Annotated in this window: 17 protein-coding genes; 9 read left to right on the forward strand and 8 right to left on the reverse strand. The window is 46.0% G+C overall.

The genetic code is table 11. The features are described 5' to 3' along the window. Nucleotides 1–55: 55 nt before the first annotated feature. From SDE_RS18420 to SDE_RS18440, 5 genes are all read right to left on the reverse strand, one after another. Complete coding sequence (locus tag SDE_RS18420; RefSeq protein ID WP_011469993.1) at nucleotides 56–1,003, reverse strand: hypothetical protein; 948 nt, start codon at nucleotides 1,001–1,003, stop codon at nucleotides 56–58. Between the two features lie 22 nt (nucleotides 1,004–1,025). Beyond that, nucleotides 1,026–1,859, reverse strand: coding sequence for an ABC transporter ATP-binding protein (locus SDE_RS18425; protein WP_011469994.1), 834 nt, complete (start codon nucleotides 1,857–1,859; stop codon nucleotides 1,026–1,028). Continuing rightward, the gene (locus tag SDE_RS18430; protein WP_011469995.1) at nucleotides 1,856–2,218 is read right to left on the reverse strand and encodes a GntR family transcriptional regulator; all 363 of its coding nucleotides are present in this window, start codon (nucleotides 2,216–2,218) and stop codon (nucleotides 1,856–1,858) included. Before SDE_RS18430 ends, SDE_RS18425 begins: the two co-directional genes overlap by 4 nt. A 376-nt stretch (nucleotides 2,219–2,594) precedes the next feature. Continuing rightward, nucleotides 2,595–3,065: a hypothetical protein gene (locus SDE_RS18435; protein WP_011469996.1), complete on the reverse strand. Its 471-nt coding sequence runs from the start codon at nucleotides 3,063–3,065 to the stop codon at nucleotides 2,595–2,597. Nucleotides 3,066–3,225: 160 nt separating this feature from the next. After that, entirely contained in the window at nucleotides 3,226–4,557 is a 1,332-nt protein-coding gene (locus SDE_RS18440; RefSeq protein WP_011469997.1) for an MATE family efflux transporter, read from the reverse strand. 177 nt (nucleotides 4,558–4,734) lie between these two features. Between SDE_RS18440 and SDE_RS21600 the strand changes: the two genes are divergently transcribed. Together SDE_RS21600 and SDE_RS18455 are read left to right on the forward strand one after the other, a co-directional pair. After that, nucleotides 4,735–5,367 carry a glutathione S-transferase family protein gene (locus SDE_RS21600; protein WP_011469998.1) on the forward strand — a complete coding sequence of 211 codons (633 nt, stop codon included), beginning with the start codon at nucleotides 4,735–4,737 and terminating at the stop codon, nucleotides 5,365–5,367. A gap of 184 nt (nucleotides 5,368–5,551) precedes the next feature. Next, the gene (locus tag SDE_RS18455; RefSeq protein WP_143710923.1) at nucleotides 5,552–6,244 is read left to right on the forward strand and encodes an FHA domain-containing protein; all 693 of its coding nucleotides are present in this window, start codon (nucleotides 5,552–5,554) and stop codon (nucleotides 6,242–6,244) included. An 11-nt stretch (nucleotides 6,245–6,255) separates the two neighbouring features. Here the strand turns inward: SDE_RS18455 and SDE_RS18460 are convergent, their stop codons facing one another. After that, the gene (locus SDE_RS18460) at nucleotides 6,256–6,987 is read right to left on the reverse strand and encodes a helix-turn-helix domain-containing protein (RefSeq protein ID WP_011470000.1); all 732 of its coding nucleotides are present in this window, start codon (nucleotides 6,985–6,987) and stop codon (nucleotides 6,256–6,258) included. A 161-nt stretch (nucleotides 6,988–7,148) separates the two neighbouring features. Between SDE_RS18460 and SDE_RS18465 the strand changes: the two genes are divergently transcribed. From SDE_RS18465 to SDE_RS18495, 7 genes are all read left to right on the forward strand, one after another. After that, the gene (locus SDE_RS18465; RefSeq protein WP_011470001.1) at nucleotides 7,149–10,640 is read left to right on the forward strand and encodes an acyl-[ACP]--phospholipid O-acyltransferase; all 3,492 of its coding nucleotides are present in this window, start codon (nucleotides 7,149–7,151) and stop codon (nucleotides 10,638–10,640) included. A 2-nt stretch (nucleotides 10,641–10,642) separates the two neighbouring features. Continuing rightward, complete coding sequence (locus tag SDE_RS18470; RefSeq protein ID WP_011470002.1) at nucleotides 10,643–11,410, forward strand: esterase/lipase family protein; 768 nt, start codon at nucleotides 10,643–10,645, stop codon at nucleotides 11,408–11,410. Nucleotides 11,411–11,476: 66 nt separating this feature from the next. Beyond that, complete coding sequence (locus tag SDE_RS18475) at nucleotides 11,477–12,427, forward strand: SPFH domain-containing protein (RefSeq protein WP_011470003.1); 951 nt, start codon at nucleotides 11,477–11,479, stop codon at nucleotides 12,425–12,427. Between the two features lie 3 nt (nucleotides 12,428–12,430). Further along, complete coding sequence (locus tag SDE_RS18480) at nucleotides 12,431–12,910, forward strand: NfeD family protein (RefSeq protein WP_011470004.1); 480 nt, start codon at nucleotides 12,431–12,433, stop codon at nucleotides 12,908–12,910. A 324-nt stretch (nucleotides 12,911–13,234) separates the two neighbouring features. Then, nucleotides 13,235–14,551 carry an ergothioneine biosynthesis protein EgtB gene (gene egtB, locus SDE_RS18485; RefSeq protein ID WP_011470005.1) on the forward strand — a complete coding sequence of 439 codons (1,317 nt, stop codon included), beginning with the start codon at nucleotides 13,235–13,237 and terminating at the stop codon, nucleotides 14,549–14,551. A gap of 83 nt (nucleotides 14,552–14,634) precedes the next feature. Continuing rightward, on the forward strand, nucleotides 14,635–15,591 hold the full coding sequence (gene egtD, locus SDE_RS18490; protein ID WP_011470006.1) for an L-histidine N(alpha)-methyltransferase: 957 nt from the start codon (nucleotides 14,635–14,637) through the stop codon (nucleotides 15,589–15,591). Then, nucleotides 15,591–16,832: an aminotransferase class V-fold PLP-dependent enzyme gene (locus tag SDE_RS18495; RefSeq protein ID WP_011470007.1), complete on the forward strand. Its 1,242-nt coding sequence runs from the start codon at nucleotides 15,591–15,593 to the stop codon at nucleotides 16,830–16,832. Before egtD ends, SDE_RS18495 begins: the two co-directional genes overlap by 1 nt. Before the next feature lie 16 nt (nucleotides 16,833–16,848). Here the strand turns inward: SDE_RS18495 and SDE_RS18500 are convergent, their stop codons facing one another. Next, nucleotides 16,849–17,607 (reverse strand): transporter substrate-binding domain-containing protein, encoded by a 759-nt coding sequence (locus tag SDE_RS18500; protein ID WP_158303896.1) that lies wholly within the window; start codon nucleotides 17,605–17,607, stop codon nucleotides 16,849–16,851. A 143-nt stretch (nucleotides 17,608–17,750) separates the two neighbouring features. After that, the gene (locus SDE_RS21605) at nucleotides 17,751–18,638 is read right to left on the reverse strand and encodes a hypothetical protein (RefSeq protein WP_011470009.1); all 888 of its coding nucleotides are present in this window, start codon (nucleotides 18,636–18,638) and stop codon (nucleotides 17,751–17,753) included. Between the last annotated feature and the right edge of the window lie 383 nt (nucleotides 18,639–19,021).

Consider the following 19,021-nt stretch of genomic DNA (forward strand, 5'->3'; position numbering starts at 1 on the left):
CTAGCAACTAGCAACTAGCAACTAGCAACTAGCAACTAGCGATTAGTGATTAATCTCAATTCATCGCTCCTCGGTATTTTCTAACATTAATTGCCGCCGCCGTTAAGCCTGCACCAACAATCGCGACTATCCATATTCTGGGTTCACTTAAAGATTTAACCGCTTGCTGGGTTAGCAGGCCAAACACATTATGCTTAGTAAAATCCATAGCGTTTTCTGGCAAGCCGTAACCAAACAGTGAAGAAGACCCAAGCGCCGCATCTAAAATAACACCGCGTATTTCATGGCTGCCCCACCCCATAATCAAAGCCTCTACTACTGCTATAGCGCAGAGAATAAGTACAGTCATAATAAGCGGGCGATTAAAGTACGACGACACGAGTAACAGCCAACCAGCCAAGGCAAAAGCAGCCAGCATAAACACGAGGTAATTTACCAATTGCGCAGCAAGTAAAGACAGCATATTAATATCGTGCCAGCTTTGAATTAACACCTCGCCACCCGCCGACATACGAAAATACAATACCCCTGCCATTAACAATTGCAACAACATAGAAACAACTAAAGAAACTGTTGGAATAAGTACCAGTGCCGACACCAGTTTAGACAGCATTATTTGTGTTTGACTTACTGGCAGCGAATTCCAAAATAAAATACTTTTGTCTTTGCGCTCATCTACCAAGCAGCTCATTAAATAACTTAACATTACCAGCAGCATAATAACCGCAACCGGTACGGTTATTACAAACATAAACACTTCTATAAACCGCTCAGCCTCACCAGTAGAGCTTTCTAACATGAGCAAAGCGTCTGCGGCATTCACACCGTGCTCTGCACCTATATTGTTAAAATCGCAGTGAGTATTTTTTTCGCTAAACTCACAACTGCCATCGGCAATACTAAAAAACAAAAGAATCAATAATGGCATTATGATGGGAACAATAAAAAATGATGTTTTGTGTTCCCAGCATTCACGCTTAATTAGGGTAATAAACTTTTTCATTACATTCTCCTTGCGTTAAACGCTATACCGTAGCTACAAAAATATCGCTTAAACTGGGAATACTTAGCGGCCCGTAGGGCGCTAGTGTCTCGTGACTATGGCCATGATAAATACAGGTAGTGCGACCTAAACCTTTGCTTTCGGTTAGCGGGTTGAGTTTACGCGCCGCTTCCAAATTGCTGTCGTCCACTTTTACTGCCACATATTTTTCAGCAATGTTATCCATCGTTTCGTGCAGCACCATCTTGCCTTGGCTTAGAATTACCACGTTATTTAATATCTGCTCCAACTCATCAATTTGATGCGACGTGACAATAATGCAGCGATCATCATCGTAGAATTCGGTAATTAGCATGTCGTAAAACTGCTTGCGATAAAGAATATCTAACCCAAGCGTAGGCTCATCTAGCACCAATAACGGCACCTCTATTGCCAAAATGCACGACAAATGCAACTGCGCGATCATTCCCTTAGACAAATGCTTAACCGCCTTATTTAAAGGCACGCTTGTAGTTGCAATTAAACGCAACGCTTTTTCGCGATTAAACTTAGGGTAAACGCCTTCAAAAAGCTCTACCACTTTTTCTGCTGTTATCCAACGCGGTAAGGTAGCCACGTCGGCAATATAAGCAACGCTTTCCATTAGTTTATGGCGCTGGCTAAACGGCTCTAACCCAAGCACCTCAATGTCGCCCTCCACTTTAATCATGCCTAATAACGCATTAATAAGTGTGGTTTTACCCGCGCCGTTAGGGCCAAACAACCCAACTATGGAGCCTGGCTGCACAGCAAAATTAATGTCGCTTAGCGCGTGATGATTTTTATAGGCTTTGGATACGTTTTTAAAGGTAATCATTTCTTGGCCTCTCCCTGTTTTAATATTTCTTGGGTGTTCAACCCTAAACGCTCGATACGCGCTTTAATTTTTGGCCACTCCTCCTGCAAAAATTTTTCACGCTCTACCTGCAATAAATTATTTTTTGCGCCCTCGCATACAAACATACCCAAGCCTCTCCTTTTCTCAATAAGTTGTTGCTGCACTAACTCCTGCAGTGCCTTAGAAACCGTTAGAGGGTTTAAAGTGAACTCCGCAGCCAACACCCGTACAGATGGCAGCGCCTCCCCCTCTTTAATCGCCTGATCTAATATCAGCGATTTAATGTGCTGCTCCAGCTGCCTAAAAATTGGCTGCTCTTCATTCCAACGTATCGCCATATCAATCCCTCATGTATACCGTGGGGGAAGCATAGCGCCGACTTAGTGTGTTGGTCAAGTAATACAGTGCATTTTGAGTAAATATTAGTCCACAGTGGAGCGGTAAATACTATTTCTATAAATATCAAAGAGTTAATAATATGGCGCCCGCACAATATGCAGGCAAGAGCAGGTAATTTGGAAGGTGTTCTGGCTTTTAGAGGATTAGAATGAAAGGCAATGAGGCAATTCCCTGTTGGTACTGCCGTATTTTGATCTAGATTTAACTCTTAATTCTTAACTTTCAGTAAGCAACACCTATAAACAAGAAAAAGAGCCAGCTTGGTAGGATTACCCCCAAGTTTAAAAGTGACGTAAGCGCTAGCTTAAAAAGTGGTTATTCACACGTAGTACCAGTAGGGCATAAAAATACCTCTTCGGTAAAATCATTACTGGCACCACAGCTAGTGTTTAATACAAAAAAGTAATCTTCCGACGTTACCGTATCGTAGCCAGGCGCAGATACCGTGTAGTTAAGCGTCCAGCTGCCTTCATTCATTTCCAATAGAGTGAAGTAGGCGTAATCTTCACTATTTTCCAACATATCGTCGCCCTCTACATACACAGCTTCTTCTGTGAGCGTAGCGCTTTCACCTATCGAATTAATTATAACTGTCGCATTGCCAATAATGGTTTGGTCTATGGCACTCTTTACAAATATATTGGCACTAGGTGATATAAACCCCGTACATGACGTTAAACTCTCACCACCACCTTCAACACCACCGGTCTCCCCGTTTACAACTTTATTGGTGCCACCACACCCCAATAAACCGAAAGCTAAAACAGCCGCCAAAACTATTTTCATTTATATCTCCCTTTAAATTAAGCGCTAATACATTCGCGAAACACCACAACCCAATACGGCTTCCTCACAATTATCAGATTAGTTAACCGCAAAGAAAAATACTGTAACGAAATGTAAAATGCTTGAGAGCCCACACGGCTTCATTGCCATCTGTAAACTGTTAACTCTCAACCGTAAGCTGTAACCTATCTATCTTCCGATAAGCCACCCACAGCCCCAACCCTGCTACTAGCGCAGCCCCTACAAACAACCCCACATATATTCCCACGGGCCCGCCCCATTTTGCGCCGAGTAGCGCGAATGGCATGGTGAATACGGTGGCGCGAAGAAAGTTAAAGAAGGTGGCATATTGGGCGGCTTTTAAATTGTTAAACAATGCGTTGGTTAAAAAAGTAATGCCATTAAAAAAGAACATAGCGCTTAAGCCGTAGCAAAACCACAGGATTAATTTTTCTGCATCGCCACTAGCTTGAAAAGCGTACACAATCAATTTAGCAAGCAATGCCAATGCGAGGCAGGCAACGAGTGAATACAGTGTAATAAAACGAATACTGCCTGTTAGGGTTTCCATTATGCGGTCGTATTGCTTAGCGCCTAGGTTTTGCCCAGCTATAGGGCCAACTGATGCCGACAGCGCGAACAAACCGGCAAACGCCAAGGGCTGTAATTTGCCCAATATTGCATTGCCTGCCACGGCGCTATCGCCAAACTGGGCCATTGTGGCAGTGACAAACGCTACCCCTATTGGGGTGGCCAAATTGGTTAACACTGCGGGGAAGGCGGTGGCGAAATAATTTTTAAAATCACGCACAAGGGTTGTCCAATTCGGCATGGCAAGTAAGGCGTAGTGCACAATAATTTTGTGCAAGCCGTAAGCCACCATCGCCACACGTGCTAGTACCGAGGCCACTGCAGCGCCTTCTATACCCCAACCCACAGCAAATATAAAAATCGGGTCGAGCACAGCATTCACAAAGCCTCCCAAAAGCGTGAGAAACATGGCCTCTTTAGCGCTGCCTAACGCGCGCAATACTCCGCCGCATGCCATGGCAATAGCGAGTAAAGGCATGCTAGGCAAAATAATAACGAGGTAATCGTGAGCAAGCTCAAACGCTCGCCCCTGTGCACCAAGCCCTTCGAGTAATGGCGACACATACGATACAACTAATAGCGCCAGCAGCGAGGTGGTGAGAGTGATGGTGAGTAGTACATTGCCTACAAGTTCGCGAGTAACGTGTTTATCGCCATCGCCAATTGCGTGAGAAACAACCGCCGCGCAGCCAATAGATAAACCAATAGAGAAACTTAACGTAAAAAATAAAATCGACCCCGCGTAACCGATGGCGGCGGCCAATTCAATTTCACCCAGTAAGCTAAGCCAGTACATATCGACCAAATCGACTAAAAACAGCGACAGCAAACCCGCCATAGAGGTGAATGTCATGGTACAAATATGTGAAAAGATAGCGCCTTCGGTAAACTTAGCTTTCATAAATTAGTTTCGGATATGTGCTTAAGTCGCATTGCTATTTAGCAATTAGAATAAGAATTTAATTTGCCTGCACGAATAAAAAGAGCAAACATACTACACTAATACTGCGTTAATTCATTGCCGCACCGGCGCGTAATACGCCCTACATTATGAAAAAACAAAGGAAGCTCGCAAGCAATGGACACCCTCTCGCTAACCGTTTACGCCTATACATTTCGCTCGCGTGCAGAACGCGTAATTTGGCTATTGGAGGAATTGCACCTGCCTTACTCCGTGCAGCGCCTAGACCGATTTAAAGGCGAAACCCGCAGCAAAGAGTTTTTAGCCATAAATCCTGCAGGCAAGGTACCTGTACTAGTGCACAATGGAAAAGCATTTACCGAATCGCTGGCCATTATGGAATATTTGGCAGCAGAATTTGACGGACAGCGTTTTATCCCCCAAACGCCGCAAGCTAACTATCAATATCGCCACGCTTTAAGCTATGGCAGTACAGAGCTTGAAGCCTACCTATGGCTTGCCGAGCAAAGCTCAAGATTAAACCGGCGCTACCATTGGCCTAACGGCACCCATGAAAGAGCCCTAGCTATGGCCGAGCAAAACATGGGCACTGTATACGCCTGGCTGCAACAGCAACCCTATGTTGCCGGCCAAGCGTTTACCTTGGCGGATATTTACTACTACCATTTATTAAGTTGGTTTGAGCAAATTAGCGGTACATTAGCCGACGTCGCGAGCAGCTACTTACACAAACTGGAACAGCGCCCCAGCTTTCCCGCATGTGTAAAAAATAGCGACGCCAGCAAATAGGAATTGCTCTTAATTGCAGCAACAGGAGTGTGAAGCGCATCACAATTAATGCATACGCTCCGCTAATAACGCTAAAAATCGCACCGATTTTACGCGCCAAAAGCGGCACAAATCTTGTACAGTATTTCTCAACTCAATGCCCAACGCAGTAAAGCGAATTGGCGTCGTAAAACCTTGCAGGGTATTGAAACTAGTTGTTGAGTTTACGGAGGATGTTACACGCATGATGGAGCTGCACTACCAAGACGGTACCCACCCACCAGAAGCGATTGGGCCAACCAAGCTCTCTATAGGCAGCAGCCCAAGATGTGATATTCACCTAGCCGGCTCGGAAGGCGTTTACCCTGTGCACGCGCATGCTTGGTCAGATAAAGACAGTATTATTCTGTCTTTAAAAATCGGCGCCAAAGTAATGGTTAACGACGATAAAATTCTACTTCGAGCAGTGCTGCACCACGGCGATAAAATATTGATTGGCGATAAGGTAATGGAAGTGCGCGAATCGGATATTCAAATGGGGTTTCGCGACAAGATGCTGCCCAATTTTACCCCTCCCCCTATCGACAACATTGAACAACCATCATTAAATTTAAACAGTAGCAATCACATGGCAGCCATACCTGCGCAGCAAGCACAACAAACCAATCCTATTAGCTCACCATCGGAACACATTACAGAAGCTTGCCAAAGCAGCGCTATCTCTCGCCAACAACAAGCAACAGATAACGGCGATGATACGCACGGTTTACATATTCGCGATATCAATACCGCTACAAGCCAACCTAAAATTTTTTCGCGCCAGCGCAAGCTACTTACCCTGTTACTTTTTGGCGTGGGCACATTGCTGTTTGCGAATCTATTACTGGCAGCGTTCTAACCGCAGCTGCGTTATTTCATATATTGTTTGAACAGCGGGTATTGCCATTGACGCAACGCCAGTACCAACGTATTGCCCTTGCGATCGGCCATGGGCAGCGCTGCGTCATCCTTCATTAGCTGATTAAACTCTTGGTACATTTTACCCATTAGCGTTTGCAGCTTTTGATTAGACGCCCGAGATAACACACCGTTTAACACCATTAAGTTTTCTGTATCGGCATTAAAGCGGCTGTTAAAAAATTCCTGTTGTACTTTAAGTTGAAAGAATCGCTGAATGGGCCCATCAGCTAACCAACTAAAGTTGGGGGCTACGCGCAGGCGAATCCGATTGCCGGGCAGCAGATCGATAAGTTTTAGCCTATCTAAATGGGCGAGCTTGCGAATACACTCCTGTTCGCTTAAGGCGTAGTAATCTAACAAATCGTTGAACGAGAAGCCGTTAATCACACTGATGGCCACCAACAGTAGCGCGGTATCTTCAGCTATTTCTGCTTCCTGCGCGCGGGTTAACGCCTGTAGTCGAGCTTGTGCTGCGCGGCTTAATGCCGCTAGCTCGCCAATGTCCAAGCCGATAAAATCGCACGCCTGCTCTAAGCGCTCTAGGGTGAATGTACGCTCACTAAACAAGCGCTTAACCGATGCCTCGCTTAGCGCCAAATGCGCAGCCAAACAGCGGTAGGTTTTGCCCTGTGCACGCAATTGCTGCTTTAGGGTGTCCAGTAATTGCTGGGTTTGCTTCATAATAGGCGCCACAGAATCGAATTAATAGCTATGCACCACCAAATAGTATTACATAGTAATACCTTTAGTGGTGATTTTAGCAACAATAAACAAAATGGTTGCCGATATCAACACCCAGCCCCATAGTGGCCAGCAATAGATATTCAGCAAAAGGACCCTCCATGAAAAAGCTAAGCCAATTCGCAGGCGCAATCCCCTTCTTCTGCGCAGTCTTCCTCAACGCCTTCGTAGACCTGGGCCACAAAATAGTTATCCAAAATACGGTGTTTAAACTTTACGATGGCCCCACCCAAGTGGTGCTTACCGCCATTGTTAACGGTTTAATTTTATTGCCGTTTTTATTGCTGCTTAGCCCGGCAGGCTTTTTGTCGGACAGGTTCGCCAAGCCCCGCGTTATGCAGTTGGCCGCTTGGATAGCCGTAGGTTTGTGCGGTGGCATTACAGCTTTTTACTACTTGGGCTGGTTCGAACTCGCATTCGCGATGACCTTTTTACTGGCCGCGCAATCGGCCATTTATTCCCCCGCCAAGTTCGGCTTTATTAAAGAATTGTTTGGTAAAGAACGCTTAGGCCAAGCCAACGGCATAGTGAGCGCGCTTTCTATTGTGGCCATTCTGGCCGGTATTTTCGCCTTTTCTATTCTGTTTGAAATTTGGTACCCCAAAGGCAGCAACTTAACCGACAGCGACATTTTGCAAGCCATCGCCCCCATTGGCTGGGTGCTGTTGGCTTGCGCCATTGTTGAGCTTGTTATGATGTACCGCATCCCCAACATACCAGCCTCGGCAGCGCCTTCTACCTTAAATTGGTCGCGCTGGTTAACCGGCCGTTTATTTGCCGATGACTTACAACCCCTTAGCCAAAGCCGCGTAATTCGCCTTTCAGTAATCGGCCTCGCCATGTTTTGGAGCGTGGGCCAAGTGATGCTTGCGGCCTTTCCCGCATTCATAAAAGAACAAACCCAAGTCGACAACACCATTTTGGTACAGGGTGTATTAGCCTGTGCAGGCATAGGCATTGCTATTGGGTCGATAATTGCTGGGCGTATGTCGCGTGATCATATCGAAACCGGTTTTTTACCCATAGGCGCCTGCGGTATTGCCCTGGGCTTATTATTTTTACCCCACACAGATTCCCTCGCGCTGGCGGCCCTAACGTTTTTATGGATAGGCACCATGGGCGGTTTATTTATAGTGCCACTTAACGCGCTTATTCAATTTACCGCAGCCAGCAACGCTTTAGGTAAAACCCTTGCCGCAAATAACTGGGTACAAAACCTGGGCATGCTCAGCTTTTTAATACTCACCGTTGTGTTTTCGCTTTTGGGGTGGAGCAGTGAATCTCTGCTTAATTTAATTGCCATAGTTGCGCTTTTGGGCGGGCTGTACACCATCTACCAATTACCACAAAGCCTCACCCGCTTTGTATTAACTTGGGTGCTTTCGCGCCACTACAAGCTGCAAGTACAGGGCATTAAAAACTTACCTGCGAAAGGCGGCGTATTATTACTGGGCAACCATATAAGCTGGATAGACTGGGCTATTTTACAACTTGCCAGCCCGCGCCCTATTCGGTTTGTCATGATTAAAAATATTTACTCACGCTGGTACTTAACATGGTTTTTCGATTTATTCGGTTGTATTCCTATCGAGCAGGGCCCACGCAGTCGCGAAGCGTTAAAAACCGTAAGCGAAAAACTTAACAATGGCGATGTGGTGTGCCTATTCCCTGAAGGCACCATTAGCCGCACAGGCCATTTAGCAGAGTTTAGACGCGGTTTCGAAAAAGCCTGCGAAGATGTGAACGACGATGTAGTGATTGTACCCTTCTACTTGCGCGGCTTGTGGGGCAGCCAATTTTCGCGTTCATCAGAGCGTTTGCGCAAGCAGCAATCCAATGGCATGCACCGCGACCTTGTAATTGCCTTTGGCCACCCTATGCCTAAAACCGCAAGCGCCGAAGAAGTAAAACAACGTGTGCTAGACGTATCTATCGCATCGTGGAAAGAGTACGTCAACAATTTACCCACCCTGCCACAACAGTGGGTACGTGCAGCAAAACGTCACAGCACGTTACCCGTAGTAAGTGACACACTGGGTACAGATCTAAACGGCCTGCAAGCTTTAACCGGCAGTTTACTCTTTGCCAAGCGTATTAAACGCCATAGCCGCAAGCAAACCGTAGGCTTATTACTGCCCACTACCGCAGGCGCCATGGTGTGCAATATGGCAACCCTAATGGCAGGCAAAACACTGGTTAACTTAAATTACTCTGCGGGTGCCAGCGCTATGCTTTCGGCTATAGAGCAGGCAGACATAGATTGCGTATTCACCTCTGAAAAGTTTTTGCGCAAATTAGAAGGCAAAGGACTAGATACCGCCGAACTAAAAGCCAAAACACATTTAGTGTACGTAGAAGATATTAAAACAAATATAAGCGGTGTCGAAAAAATAGTAACAGCGACAGTGTGCAAGCTATTACCTGCGCGATTACTGCAAGCCTTGTATTGCCCGTGCACAACACTTGAGAGCACCGCTGCTATAGTATTTTCTAGTGGTAGCGAGGGCGCGCCCAAGGGTATTCAACTTAGCCATAAAAATATTATGGCCAACGTAAAGCAAGTGGCCGACGTGTTAAACATGGAAGCCAACGATATTATGCTGGCCAATTTGCCGCTGTTCCACGCGTTTGGTTTAACCGCTGCCCAATTCTTACCGCTGCTAGAAGGTATACCCGTTATTGCTCACCCAGACCCAACCGATGCGCTAGGGTCTGCCAAGGCAATTGCCAAAAACAACGCCACCATAATGTTTGGTACCACCACTTTCTTGCGCATGTATATTCGCAACAAAAAAGTACATCCCCTTATGCTAAACAGTATGCGTTTAATTGTGGCGGGCGCAGAGCGCTTAACCCCAGAAGTGCGCGAACAATTTAAATTAAAATTCAATAAAGATATCTACGAAGGTTACGGCGCTACCGAAACCACGCCAGTGGCAAGCGTAAACCTGCCAGATCGCTTGAGCCAGCAAGATTGGAAAGTACAACTAGGTAATAAACTCGGCACCGTTGGAATGCCCCTGCCCGGTTCCAGCTTTAAAATAGTCGACCCCAATACATTTGAAGAGCTACCTGTTGGCGAATCGGGCATGATTTTATTAGGTGGCAGCCAAGTTATGCAGGGCTACTTAAATCAACCAGAAAAAACTGCCGAAGTCATTAAACTTATCAACGACACGCGCTGGTACGTTACCGGTGATAAAGGCCGCCTAGATGAAGACGGTTTTCTCACCATCGAAGATCGCTACTCGCGCTTTGCCAAAATTGGCGGTGAAATGGTGCCTTTAGGTAAGTTGGAGCAAGCACTACAAGTACTGCTACCCCAAATAGATGGGAGTGACGAAACAGCCACAACGCCAGAATTAGTGGCAGTAAATTTACCCGATGCGGCAAAAGGTGAAAAAGTTATTTTGCTAACCACCAGCCCGCTTGCCAAAGATGCCGTGCGCAACTGTATTAGCGAAGCAGGCTTAACCAGCCTAGCCAACCCCAGCGCAATTATTGAAGTAACGGCAATACCCAAACTAGGTTCAGGCAAAACAGATTTTGGCAGCGCCAAAAAACTTGCTGCCGAACAATGCGAAGGTAAATAGCCATGCGGTTTAAACTTGCCACCGCACTGTATTCGCTATCTACCTTATATGCTTTATTTACCCTTAGCGCCTGCAGCTTAGCGGAGCAGGCGCCAGCTACAGCGGTACAACATCAAAAAGATGACTGTGTTATATTGGTGCACGGCTTGGCGCGCACCCAGCGCTCTATGCAACCAATGCAAGATGCACTTAGCGCAGAAGGCTACAGGGTAATAAACCACAGTTATCCATCGCGTAAACAAACCATTGGGCAGCTGGCCAAAACGCTAAACAAGCCAATTGCCGAATGTAAAAAAACGCTCGCGCCCAACGCTAAAATACATTTTGTTACCCATTCGCTGGGCGGTATTTTATTGCGAGCGTATATAAAAGCCACACCACTAACAGAAATTGGGCGCGTGGTAATGCTTGGGCCACCCAACCGAGGCAGCGAAGTGGTTGATACACTTAAAAATGTGCCGGGGTTTGAAATTTTAAATGGGCCTGCGGGCCAAGAACTTGGCACAAGCGAAACCGCTTTACCCAAAAAACTCGGCCCAGTAAATTTTGAATTAGGTGTAATAGCAGGCACTCGCACGATAAACCCGGTATTAAGCCAAATGCTACCCAGCCCCAACGACGGCAAAGTAAGCGTAGAGAGCACCAAAGTAGAAGGAATGAAACAACATATTACCGTTGAAGCCAGCCACACTTTTATGATGCGCAATAACAAAGTAATTACCGAGGTAAAACAATTTATTGCAACAGGTAGTTTCAATAAGTATAAATAACTTAAAACGTTAAACAGGCTAGCAGTAGCAAGCGAAACAAAACAAACCAACTAGGAGCTAAATAATATGGAATTAATTCTGGATTATATATTCACCGTACAATTCGCTATTTTTGCGGCGATTGTTATTTTTGCCAAACTCGGCCTTAAGTTTGTGCCGCAAAACCGCGCTTATGTTATTGAGCGTTTCGGCAAATACAACCGCACTATTGAAGCCGGGATAAATTTTATTATCCCCATTATGGATAAAGTAGCTCACGACAGGTCGCTAAAAGAGCAAGCTGTAGATGTGCCAAGCCAAAGTGCCATCACCAAAGATAATATTTCACTCACCGTAGATGGTGTTTTGTATTTTCGTGTGCTCGACCCTTACAAAGCCTCTTACGGTGTTGAGGATTACGCCTTTGCCGTTACCCAGCTTGCACAAACCACTATGCGTTCCGAAATAGGTAAAATGGAGCTAGATAAAACCTTCGAAGAGCGCGACCAGCTAAACGCCAATATTGTTAATGCTATTAACCAAGCTGCCGAGCCTTGGGGCGTGCAGGTGTTGCGCTATGAAATTAAAGATATTGTGCCGCCACAATCTGTTATGTCTGCAATGGAAGCGCAAATGCGTGCCGAGCGTGAAAAGCGCGCCAAGATTTTAGAATCGGAAGGTGATAGACAAGCTGAAATTAACCGCGCAGAAGGTGAAAAGCAATCTAAGGTACTATCTGCAGAAGGTGATAAAGCCGAGCAAATTTTGCGCGCGGAAGGTGAAGCGGGCGCAATACTCCGAGTTGCCGAAGCACAAGCCGACGCACTGCGCAAAATAGGTGAAGTGGCCAACACCCCAGTGGGGCAATCTGCCGTGCAACTGGACTTAGCCACTAAAGCTATTGAAGCGCGCCACGCTATTGCTCGCGACTCGTCTATTGTTTTACTACCAGATAACGCAACCGATGCCGCTTCGGTAGTCACACAGGCCATGTCGGTTATTAACACCATTAACAAAAACCAAACACCAGCGGCTTAACCTATGAGCGCCTTCACCGAACTACCCGTTTTACTTACAATTATTGGTATTGTGTTGTTAATTGTTGAGTTCGCCGTACTTGGTTTTAGCACATTATTTTTAGTGTTTGTAGCCTGCGCCTGCTTCAGCACAGCCATATTGCAACTTGTGGGGTTACTGCCAGAGAACCTTCTGTGGTCCACAATTTCGGTTGGCATTCAAACCGCAGTATTTGGCGTTTTATTATGGAAACCGCTGCGCAAACTGCAAAACATACAACAGGCCGAAGATGATCAGCCAAACGATATTAACGGTTTAGAGTTTAGGCTAAGCAGCAACTTAAGCCCCACCACACCAAGCCAACATAACTATTCTGGTATTAGCTGGGTTGTGGAACTGGATGGCGAACTAGATGACGAGCAAAGCCAAGAGCTAGCGCAAGGCACACTGGTTAAAGTAAGCCGCTCAAGCGTAGGCAAACTCTTTGTTAAACCCGTAAAGTAAGTTAACAAACGCAATAAATAGCATATCAACCTTCAATAAGCCGAATAAATACCTACCTATTTATTCGGCGCTTACATTCAGCCTAACTGTTTTCGCAACCGCCCCCTACTAAGCAACTAAGCACCGCTCGCCTACCTTCTGTAATCATCCCCCCATAATTAACTTTTTTCCAATTAAACGCCTTTTGTCACACTAACCTTCTAATTTTTCTACTATCTTTATAGGTTTGAACAACAACATAAAAGAAAAACCATTTAACCATTCGCAACGACCTTTGCTAAACACTTAATAAACACTACACCGCTACCCAGCAAGGACCGGCACATGACCACCAAGCAGGACAAAAGCGACACATCGGCACATGTTCACGCGGCACATGCTCACGCGATATTGTTAGAGCGCCTGTTAGCGGTGCGCAAGCGCACAGAACAATTGTGCCAAACACTCTCAGATGCCGACGCCACGGCGCAATCTATGGATGATGCCAGCCCCGCCAAATGGCATTTGGCACACACCAGCTGGTTCTTCGAAGAGTTTCTTTTTGCCCCCGCCCTTGGCGAACAAGCGCGCTTTCATCCGCGCTATAGCTACTTATTTAATTCCTATTACGATGGCGTAGGCAATCGCCACGCGCGCCCACAGCGCGGTTTACTCACGCGGCCTAGCCTCGCCGAAATATTAGAATATCGCGCCCATGTAGATAACTTATTCGCCACACTCTTTGCCAGCTTAACTCCACAGCAATTTTCTCTTATAGAGCTAGGCATAGCCCACGAGCAACAACACCAAGAATTATTACTAACCGATATTCTGCATTTGTTTTCACACAACCCTTTGGCACCTGCGCTACAGCCAAAGGTAGCAGCACCACTAGCCGCAATTGCCAGCAACACTACCCCGCCATTAAATTGGGTGACATTTGAAGGGGGTTTAATAGAGATAGGGGCAACCGCTACGCATTTTTGTTTTGATTGCGAACTACCCAAACACAAGCAATACCTAACGCCATTCGCCTTGGCGAGCCGCGCAGTTACCAATAGGGAGTGGCTGGCTTTTATTAATGATGGCGGTTACAGCAACCCACTTGTTTGGCTCTCGGACGGCTACGCCACTGCCGTTAAAAATAATTGGCAAGCCCCGCTGTATTGGCAGCAACAGGCTGACGGCGAATGGCATACGTTTACCTTGCACGGGGCCAGCCCACTGCAATTGGATGCACCCGTGTGCCACATTAGTTTTTACGAAGCCGACGCTTATGCCCGCTGGGCTGGCGCGCGCTTACCCACCGAGGCCGAATGGGAGCATGCCGTAGGCAATAGTGCAGTGGAAGGCAATTTTGCCAACAGCGATTTAATTATGCCAAAACCACAAAAATCAGCCGCCAATAAAAATGTACTTACAGGCATGTTTGGCGATGTATGGGAGTGGACCGCCAGCGCCTTTGCCCCCTACCCTAACTTTAAAGTTGCCGAAGGGGCAGTAGGTGAATACAACGGTAAATTTATGAGCGGCCAGATGGTATTGCGCGGTGGGTCTTGCGCCACACCACCTGACCATATGCGCGCCAGTTACCGCAATTTTTTTCACCCAGATAAGCGCTGGCAATTTTCGGGCCTGCGTTTAGCGAAAGGTGCAAACTAAAAATAGAGTGAACATAAAAGTAGAGTGAACATCTAGTCATTAATTTTTGCGCACCATCTAATACACACGAAGAGGACAAACCCATGCTAGCGGAAAAGCACCCACCAGCAAGTAGTGAACTGGACGCATTCGAACAAGATGTAATACATGGATTAAGCCAGCAGCAAAAAACCTTACCCTGCCGCTGGTTATACGACGACAGAGGCTCGCAGCTTTTCGAGCGCATCACGCAATTACCCGAGTACTACCCCACTCGCACAGAAACGGCCATTTTAAAAAATTGCGTTAGCGACTTGGCACAGCATATTGGCCCGCAGGCGGCACTTATTGAATACGGCGCAGGAGCATCGGTAAAAACCCAAATTTTATTAAAGCACCTTACCCACTTAAGTGCCTACGTACCTATAGATGTATCTGGCGATTTTTTAGAAGATACTGCGCAACGGCTCCAACAAACTTTCAGCCATTTAAATATCCAACCTGTAATTGCCGACTTTACCAGCCCGTTTACGCTGCCAGCGCTCGGCAACAGCCGCTCAAAAGTGGGATTTTTCCCTGGGTCTACCATTGGCAATTTAAGCGATGATGAAATCCATAGCTTTTTGACCGCGGCTCACCAACACCTTGGCGACAACCGACAATTTATTTTAGGGTTCGATTTACATAAATCAGCCGATATTCTTATCCCCGCGTACAACGACGCTGCGGGTGTAACTGCCTGTTTTAATTTAAACCTACTAGACAGAATTAACCGCGAGCTTAATGCGAACTTTTCTACCGGCGGTTTTAAACACGACGCCCGCTGGAACGAAAACGAGTCGCGTATTGAAATGCATTTAGTAAGTATTGCTAAGCAACGCATTACTATTGCAGGTAAAACTATAGAATTCGAAAAAGGCGAATCAATTCACACAGAAAATTCGCGCAAGTTTTGTTTAGATAGCATTAAAACCTTATGCCACAACGCTAACTGGGCTATGCGAAAGGTGTGGATGGATAGCGACAACCTATTCGCTGTAGCGCTGATGGAACCCTTGTAATGCACAGCGGTAAGCAAGACAATTGGTTAAGCCTTAGGGAAGATATTCCCGCCTGCACGAATAGTGTTTATTTAAATAGCGCTGGCGCTTCTCCCACCCATAGCGCTACGCACCATGTTATGGTGGCGCACTTGCAACTCGAGCGAGAGCTGGGCGGCTATCAAGCGGCCATAAAAGCCATGCCTGCTATAGAAGCTTTTTACACTAACATTGGCACACTTATAAATGCGCAGCCCCACGAAATAAGCTACTGCGAAAACGCAACGCGCGCTTGGCAAATGGCATTTTATGCATTGAACTTAACCAAAGGCGATAGAGTAATTACTCATATTTCGGAATACAGTTCGAATTTAATAGCCATGCAGCATCGCGCCGAGCGCGACGGTATTATTATTGATATGGCACCAAGCCTTACAGATGGCACTATCGATACCGCCAACCTTGAACAACTTATCACCCCCCGCACCAAAGTGATTGCCATCACCCATATTGCCATGCACTTAGGAATGGTTAACCCAGTAAACAACATTGGCGAAATAGCGAATCGACACAACTTAATTTTTATGCTCGACGCCTGCCAATCTTTAGGCCAGCGGGTAATTAACGTAGAAAATATTGGCTGCCACATTCTTACTGCAACGGGTAGAAAATTTTTACGCGGCCCCAGAGGCACAGGGTTGCTGTATGTAAATGCCAGCATACTACCTACATTACAGCCCGCTTTTATCGACAACCTTTCTGCTACTTGGCAAGCAGACGGCAGCTTTTGCCTAAGCCAAACCAATACGCGTTTTGAAAGCTGGGAACGCAATATTAGTGGTATGTTAGGGCTCGCCAAGGCGGTAGAAATACTTAATCAAATTGGCCCACACGGTGCGCAAGCGCGTGTAAGTGAGCTTGCTAGCTACGCGGTTACTTCACTCACCGGCAGCCGTTTCACCACCTTCGAATCGACTTGCGAATCGACAGACAAAACCCCGCGCGAAACAGCCAGCGACAAACTCTCTGGCATTATTACCCTTAAGCTAGAACACACGGTCAACCCATTCGATATTGCACAACAGCTTGAGCAACAAGGCGTGCACCTATCGGTAATTAAACGCCAGCAGGCTTTCCCTTACTTTCGTTTTAGGCATGTCGAGCAGGAGGGGATTATTAGAATAGGGTTGCATTACTTTAATACACATGCGGATATCGACTTTTTAAACACTCAACTACAAGCAATTGCGCCCAACACTTAAATTTATTTACTGGTAATTAGTTTGCATATGGCGCAATAGAAAATGGATTCACCAGCTCGATAATAGTGTTGCCCTTTTGCTGCAGTAGTTTCTCTCCCTCTTTAAAACTGCGCACGCCATCATAGAGTTTTTGGTAACTGCCATCGGCAATGGCCGCGAGTAAACCGGTACGCACGCACGCTGCCAATTTTTTATCGTCGTTTCGCACAAAGAAATAAACCGGTAACTCATAGTGAAAATAAAGATTAGGCACGGGGGCTATATCTTGGTCTGCAGCTTGACTGAGCTCGTCCCACAACTGATCTAGTCCTCTTGAGGCAAAACCAAAGCGACCGTGCTCTAGCATGGGGTACATGGTATTAAAATCGGAGAAGGTAATCACTTTAAAACCATTAGCAGCCAACACCTTGGAATCGATCCAATGGTAGGCAGAACCTACTGAATATTTTTGCAATGCTGTTAAGTTACTATTTTGGAATTCTTCTATTCGGCTTTTTTTAACTACAATAGCGCGATAGCCGTTTAACCCTTTTAATAAATCTATTTTTATTGGCTGCAGCTCAGTTTCGCGCACATAACTCGATACCCCCCAAATAATATCCATTTTTTTATTTTCTTTTAGTTGCAAGCGCAGCCGTTCGTAACTCAGCCACTCTTGCTTTTCCTTTAATTCTAAATTGGTGCACTGCGAGCGCGCGGGATGTAAAGCAATATTGGCTAAATCCCAATAAAAAGTGCGAAAAGGGTTACCACTATTACTGTGGGATTTAGGCATATAAAGGGTGCGTACAGGTTGAGACTGATTCGCTTGAACAGCAATACTCCCTAGCACTAGCCAGCCAAGCAGCAAAAATAGATTAGCTTGCCAAAATATGTGCAACTCAGCGTCTCACTTTAAAAAGATACCTAAATGGCGTTTTAGGGGGTGATCATATGGGGTTTGATAGTAGCATTGGGGTTTTCTAGCTCAATCACTACCGAATTCATTTTTTTAAACTGATCATAGCCATATTTGTGACTAGGCACGTTATAGAATAGGTCATAATAACTACCATCCTCTATAGTCTTAACTAAGCCCCTGTAGATTCTATCTGCCAATGCGTGATTATTTTTACGCACAAAATAGTGTACTGGAAGCTTGTAATGCAGCAGTATATTGGGAGCAATAATAAAGCCTTCACTATACTCCAGCTCCTTCCACACCTCATGCAAACCACGACTAGCGTAATCAAAGCGCCTAAATTTAAGCATGGGCATCATGGTTTCGTAATCCAAAAAACCTACTAGTGGTAACGCATTATGCTTTAGCACTTGTGTATCTTGCCAGTGATCGCCAGACCCCACCCTAAATCGTTTTAGGTCATCGATGCTCTTAATATGTTCAAACTCCGCTACGCGCTTCTCATCAATCAACAATGCCCTATAGGCGTTTAGCCCACGCAAAAGGTCAACCGGCACGGCCAAAAATCGGTTTTCACGTTGACGATTCGAGGTGCTCCACAGAATATCTACCCCAGCCCCCTGCTCTAACATCAAGCGCATACGCTCGGTACCCAAATAATTGGGCATATGCACAAGCTCGTAGGGGCCATCTTGCGCCACGGTTTTCGATAACGCCAAATCTAGCAGGGCTACATAGAAATAATTTGTATCGGTGGGGTCTCGAATCTCTACGAAGGGAATAACAAGTGTGAGGTGCTTACTGTTGCCACCCACATCTTGATCTGCCACCGCAGAAGCACCTGCAAGCAAGCAAAACAGTAGGGCAATCAAGCAGTTAGAATTGGTTCGCTGTATTACACGCATTAATACCTCAAGCGCCTAGCAAGCCAATACTCTCCTTAATAAGCTGCCAAACTCTGCGCTAGTTTTTACAAATGTTGAATAATGCCTACATAAGCTTAGCAACAATTGCAGCTGCCTGCCGAACCAAATCCTGCGAATAACACCTAAGAGTGAGACCTAGGGAACCTCTGAACAACCCCAATCGCTTTTTGGCTTACAGGCATTTTTGTCCTCTAGGCATTTTATTGAGGCATACTGGTTGTCTGTCGAAATAAAATAACGACGAGGACGAGAATGCCTGAAAGCCCCCTAGAGCGTGGCCAAAACGTCCATCCGCTTCGTTGTTCTTCTTGCTAAGGACTAAGCCCATTAGCTGCGAAGAACGCCTTGCGGCTGAACGTTTT

Source organism: Saccharophagus degradans 2-40, from assembly GCF_000013665.1.
In the GTDB taxonomy this organism is placed as follows: domain Bacteria; phylum Pseudomonadota; class Gammaproteobacteria; order Pseudomonadales; family Cellvibrionaceae; genus Saccharophagus; species Saccharophagus degradans.